Source organism: Cellulomonas septica, assembly GCF_012396155.1.
In the GTDB taxonomy this organism is placed as follows: domain Bacteria; phylum Actinomycetota; class Actinomycetes; order Actinomycetales; family Cellulomonadaceae; genus Cellulomonas; species Cellulomonas septica.
This window is the reverse complement of the sequence record NZ_JAAXOY010000165.1, coordinates 1-6,138: the sequence shown is the minus strand read 5'-3', so window position 1 is coordinate 6,138 and position 6,138 is coordinate 1. Positions and strand designations below refer to the sequence as shown.

General features: G+C 73.0%; 3 protein-coding genes and 1 riboswitch. All 3 genes read left to right on the top strand.

What is annotated here, in order from left to right:
- Positions 1 to 309 precede the first annotated feature (309 nt).
- The gene (locus tag HGA02_RS08305; RefSeq protein WP_343035378.1) at positions 310 to 5,271 is read left to right on the top strand and encodes an ExeM/NucH family extracellular endonuclease; all 4,962 of its coding nucleotides are present in this window, start codon (positions 310 to 312) and stop codon (positions 5,269 to 5,271) included.
- Between the two features lie 116 nt (positions 5,272 to 5,387).
- Positions 5,388 to 5,615: a hypothetical protein gene (locus HGA02_RS08300; RefSeq protein ID WP_168678623.1), complete on the top strand. Its 228-nt coding sequence runs from the start codon at positions 5,388 to 5,390 to the stop codon at positions 5,613 to 5,615.
- 97 nt (positions 5,616 to 5,712) lie between these two features.
- A riboswitch (TPP riboswitch) is annotated at positions 5,713 to 5,824 on the top strand.
- Positions 5,818 to 6,138: hydroxyethylthiazole kinase (locus HGA02_RS08295; RefSeq protein WP_210728321.1), on the top strand; the 321-nt coding region annotated here is incomplete at its 3' end. (Overlaps the previous riboswitch by 7 nt.)

Below are 6,138 nucleotides of genomic sequence, written 5' to 3'. Positions count from 1 at the left end.
CAGGAGACGGCGGGGGTCCGGGAGGCCGTCGTCGCCGAGGCGCAGCGCCGGTTCGGGGCGACCCTGCGGGCCTGACACCCGCGCCACCAGCAGCGACGGCCCCGCGACCCGACACGGTCGCGGGGCCGTCGCCGTCCCGAGGGGCCGTCGGTGCGCGCGGTCGAACCCGGACGAAGTCGTCGGACGTGGGACGAGTTCACCAAACGGTTACCGATGAGTAGTTGCCGTGAATCGGACGGAAAGGCGAAGGTGGCTGGTGGCCCGCCACGAGCGGGCATCTCTTGTGCCCCCGATGAAGGAGAGCTCGACGTGCACGCAGGAGTGAAGTCGGCGACCGGGGGCCTCGCAGCCCTCGCGCTGGCGGCGGCCGGGTCACTGGCCGCGGCGACACAGGCGGCAGCGGCGCCGTCACCCACCGCGCCACTGGTCATCGACGAGGTGTACGGCGGTGGCGGCAACTCCGGCGCGCCGTTCAACCGGGACTTCGTCGAGCTGGTGAACACGACCACCGCGCCCGTCAGCGTCGACGGGTGGGCGGTGCAGTACGCGTCGGCGACGGGCACGTCCTGGCAGGTCACCGGCCTGTCAGGGACCGTGGCGGCCGGCGACCGGCTTCTCGTCGGCATGGGCTCGGGCGCGACGGGGGCCGCGTTCGACGTCGACGTCGAGGGCACGACGCTCATGGGCTCGTCGAACGGCAAGGTCGCGCTGACGTCGAGCGCGACGGCGCTGACCTGCGGTGCGGCGGCCAACCCGTGCAGCGCGCAGGCGGCGGTCGTCGACCTCGTCGGCTACGGCACCGCCACGGACTACACGGGCACCGGTCCGGCGCCCGCCGCGTCCAACACCACGTCGGTGTCGCGCAGCGCGACCCACACGAACACCGCGAACAACGCGGCCGACTTCACGGCGGGCACGCCGACGCCCGAGAAGTCCGGTGGCGGCACCGACCCGGGCAACCCCGGTGACGGCGACTACACGATCGCCGAGATCCAGGGCACGGGCGCCGCGTCGCCGCTGCAGGGCGCGACGGTCACGACGACGGGCGTCGTCACGGCGGCGTACCCGACGGGCGGCTTCAACGGCTACGTCATCCAGACGGCCGGAACGGGCGGCACGCTCGACCCGGCGCGCACGGCGTCCGACGCGGTCTTCGTGTTCTCCTCGGCGACCGTCGGTTCCGTCGCGATCGGCGACCACGTCGAGGTCACGGGCGTCGTGAGCGAGTTCAACGGGCTCACCGAGATCACGGTCGCGGCGGGTGGCGTCGAGAAGCTCGCGACGCCGGGCGCGGTCACGCCGCTCAGCGGCGGCTGGCCCACGACGGTCGAGGGCCGCGAGGCGATCGAGTCGATGCTGCTCCAGCCGACCGGCGACTTCACCGTCGCGAACACCTTCTCGACCAACCAGTACGGCGAGGTCGGCCTCGCGGCCGGCACCACGCCGCTGCTCCAGCCGACCGAGGTCGGACGCCCCGGCTCGGCGGAGGCGACGGCCACCGTCGCCGACAACGCGGCGCGCGGCGTCGTGCTCGACGACGGCGCGACGACGAACTTCCTCTCGTCGGCCAACCAGTCGCAGACGCCGCCGTACGTGTCGCTCACGAACCCCGTCCGGGTCGGCGCGGCCGCGACGTTCCAGGCGCCCGTGATCGTCGACTACCGCAACAACGCGTGGAAGCTCAACCCGACCAGCCAGTACGTGGCCGGCGGGTCCGCGCCCGCGACCTTCGAGAACGACCGCACCGCGTCGCCCGCCGACGTCGGCGGGGACGTCAAGGTCGCGTCGTTCAACGTCCTCAACTACTTCACGACGCTCGGCGCGCAGGGCGCGACGTGCGTGCCGTTCCGCGACCGCACCGGTGACCCCGTCACGGTCGACACGGGCTGCGACCAGCGCGGCGCGTGGGACCCGGCGGACCTCCAGCGTCAGCAGGACAAGATCGTCGCGGCGATCAACGCGCTCGACGCCGACGTCGTGGGCCTGCTCGAGATCGAGAACTCCACCGTCGTCGACGGCGTCCCGGACGAGGCGCTCGGCACCCTGGTCGACGCGCTCAACGCCGAGGCGGGAGCCGGCACGTGGGCGTTCGTCCCGTCGTCGGCCGACCTGCCGGCGGTCGAGCTGCAGGACACCATCACGAACGCGCTGATCTACCGCACCGCGTCGGTCGAGCGGACGGGCGACGCCCACGCGCTCGGCACGGCGAGCGCCGACGGTCAGGCGTTCGCGAACGCGCGCGAGCCCATCGCGCAGGCCTTCACGCCCGTCGCGGGCGGCGAGCCCGTGCTCGTCGTCGTCAACCACCTCAAGTCGAAGGGCTCGGCCGGTCCGTGGCCGGGCGACGCGGACACGGGCGACGGGCAGGGCGCGTCGAACGAGTCGCGCGTCCGCCAGGCGACCGCGCTGCGCGACTGGGTGCCGACGATCCAGGGCGACACCGAGGCCGTCGCGCTGGTCGGCGACTTCAACGCCTACACGCACGAGGACCCGCTGCAGGTGCTCTACGACGCCGGCTACGTCGACGCGGTCGACCAGCTCGCGCCGGGGCAGTGGTCGTACACGTTCTCCGGGCTGTCCGGGTCGCTCGACCACGTCCTGCTCAACGCCGCCGCGCGCGAGCGGGCGACCGGTGCGGACGTCTGGGAGATCAACGCCGAGGAGTCCATCGCCCTGGAGTACAGCCGGTACAACTACCACGGCACGCTCTTCTACGCGGACGACGTGTACCGCTCGTCCGACCACGACCCGGTCGTCGTCGGCCTCACCGCCGGTGACGACACCGGCGCGGTCGACCTCACGTTCCTCAACATCAACGACTTCCACGGGCGCATCGACGCCAACACCGTGAAGTTCGCCGGCACGGTCGAGAAGGAGCGCGCGGCGGCCCCCGGCCCGGTCGCGTTCCTGTCGGCGGGCGACAACATCGGCGCGTCGCTGTTCGCGTCGGCCGTCCAGCAGGACCAGCCGACGATCGACGTGCTGAACGCGCTCGAGCTGCGTGCGTCGGCGGTCGGCAACCACGAGTTCGACGGCGGGTTCAGCGACCTCACGGACCGCGTGGTCCCGGAGGCCGACTTCACCTACCTCGGCGCGAACGTCTACCAGAAGGGGACGACGACCCCGGCGCTGCCGGAGTACGCGCTGCTCGACATGGGCGGCGTGACGGTCGGCGTCATCGGCGCCGTCACGGAGGAGACCCCGACGCTCGTCACCCCGGGCGGCATCGCGACGCTCGACTTCGGCGACCCGGTCGAGGCGGTCAACCGCGTCGCGGCGCAGCTCACCGACGGCGACGCGTCCAACGGTGAGGCCGACGTGATCGTCGCCGAGTACCACGAGGGAGCCGGCGCGGGCACGCCCGACGGCGCGACCCTCGAGGAGGAGGTCGCCGCGGGCGGCGCCTTCGCGGCGATCGTCGAGGACACGTCGGCCGCGGTCGACGCGATCTTCACGGGCCACACCCACAAGCAGTACGCGTGGGAGGGCCCGGTCCCCGGTGACGCCGACCGCACGCGGCCGATCGTCCAGACCGGCTCGTACGGCGAGTTCATCGGCAAGGTCGTGCTGACGTACGACCCGGAGACCGACGAGGTCACGGCGCACACGCAGACCAACGTGCCGCGCACCACGGACGCCGACGCGACGCTCATCAGCACCTTCCCGCGCGTCGCGGCGGTCAACCAGATCGTCACGGACGCGCTCGCGTACGCGGCCGTCGTGGGCAACCAGCCCGTCGGCTCGGTGACCGCGGACATCACGACCGCGTACTCGGGCGGCTCCTACGTCAACGGCGTCTACGTCGGGTCGGGCCCGCTGCCCAGCACCGGCCGTGACGACCGGTCCAAGGAGTCGACGCTCGGCGGCCTGGTGGCGAACTCGCTGCTCGACACGCTGGCGTCGCCGGAGCGCGGCGGCGCCGACATCGGCGTCGTCAACCCGGGCGGCATGCGCAACGAGCTGTTCTCCGCGCCCGACGGCGTCATCACCTACGCCGAGGCCAACGCGGTCCTGCCGTTCGTCAACAACCTCTGGACCACGACCCTCACGGGCGACCAGGTGAAGACGATGCTCGAGCAGCAGTGGCAGACCAACCGGGACGGCACCATCCCGAGCCGCCCCTACCTGCAGCTCGGCCTGTCGTCGAACGTCACGTACACGTACGACCCCGACGCGCCGCTCGGCTCGCACATCACCTCGGTGACGGTGAACGGCGAGCCGCTCGACCCGGCGACCGAGTACCGCATCGGCACGTTCTCGTTCCTCGCGCAGGGCGGCGACAACTTCCGGGTGTTCGAGGACGGCGCCGACACGGCGGACTCCGGCCTCATCGACCGGGACGCGTGGATCGCCTACCTCCAGGCGCACCCGAACCTGTCGCCGGACTTCGCGCGGCAGGCCGTGGGCCTGGCCGACGTGCCGACGACCGTCGAGGCGGGCGGCCAGCTCGCGTTCGACGTGACCGGGCTCGACCTGACGAGCCTCGGCTCGCCGCTCAACACGTCCCTCGACGTGCAGGTCGACGGCCAGTCGATCGGCACGGCCACGGTGACGAACGGTGCCGCGACGGTCGCCGTGACCGTCCCGGAGAGCACCCCCGCAGGGGAGCACGTCCTCACCCTCGTCGCGAGCCCCAGCAGCACCACGGTGACGCTGCCGCTCACGGTCGAGGAGGGGAGGGCCGCGTCCACGACGACCCTCACCGCCAAGCCGACGACCCAGGTGGTCGGCAAGTCGAAGGTCAAGCTCACCGCGACGGTGACCTCCGACGCGTCGGTGGCGGGTGCCACGGTCGAGTTCGTCACCGGCGACACCGTCCTCGGCGCGGAGACGCTGTCGAAGAAGGGCACCGCGACGTTCAGGCTCCCGGCGAGCACGCCCGCGGGGACCTACGAGGTCGTCGCCCGGTTCGCCGGCACTGCCGACGTCGCGCCGTCGCAGTCCGAGCCCGTGACGGTCACCGTCACGCAGGTGAAGTCGCACACGGGCCTCGTCGCGACCCGCACGACGCAGAAGCAGGGCTCGCTCCTGCCGACGCTGCTCGTCGCGGGCGTCGTCCAGGAGAACCTGCGGATCCCGTCCGGGAAGGTCGAGATCCGTGAGGGCTCGACCGTGGTGAGCCGGCACGACGTCGTCCTCGGCGTCGCGATCGGCCGCGTGCCGTACGACGCGAGCGTCGGCACGCACACGTACACCGCGACCTTCGTGCCCAGCGACCCGGACGTCGCGCCCAGCACGAGCGACCCGGTGACGGTCCGCGTCACGCGCTGACGCAGCAGCGCGGAGGCCCGGCCGCCCGCCCCACGAGGGCGCGGCGGTCGGGCCTCCGTCGCATTCCGGCCTTTCGTCCTATGTGCCGGAAGCGTCCGACGGAGCACGCTGGATCCATGGCCGATCCGTCGCGCACCGACCGACGCCCCCTGCCGCTCGCCACGCACGGACCGCAGCCGTGGGAGCCGCCCGAGCGGCGGCACACGCCGGGCGGCGTCTGGGCTCCCGACCCGCTCGCCGTGCCCGCGGTCCCGGGCTGGGTCGACCCCGACGATCGAATCGTCTGGTTCGAGCACCGCAGCCCCGCGTCCGGCAGCGGCACCACCTGGGGCACCGTCCGGTAGCCCGTCCGCACGACCTGCCCGCACGACCTCCGACGACCCGTCGGTCCACCTGGTGAGCGGTGGGCCGACGGGTCGTCGGCGTCGTGGCTAGCCTGAGCGCACTGACACGGGGTGCCCCCGCCGCCCGACCGGGCGGACGACGGGCTGAGATCACACCCGCCGAACCTGATCTAGTTCGTACTAGCGAAGGGATGTCGTCGCGATGACGTCTGCCTACCCGTCCACCGAACCGCACGGCGACGCGCTCGCGCTCGCCCACGCCGCCGGAGAGGCGCTCGCCGCGGTCCGCGCGGCCACGCCGCTCGTCCAGTGCCTGACGAACGAGGTCACGACGAACCTCGTCGCGAGCACGCTCCTCGCCGTCGGGGCGTCCCCCGCGATGGCGGCCGTGCCGGGCGAGGCGGAGGAGCTCGCGGGCGTCGCGGGTGCCGTCCTCGTCAACCTGGGGACGCTCGACCCGGACCTCCGGGCGTGCGTCGAGCCGACCGTCGCGACGGCCGTCGGGGCGCGCACGCCGTGGGTG

Bases quoted from the DNA above. Each gene is read 5' to 3' on its own strand.
- HGA02_RS08300 (WP_168678623.1), top strand. From the start codon at position 5,388: ATGGCCGATCCGTCGCGCACCGACCGACGCCCCCTGCCGCTCGCCACG.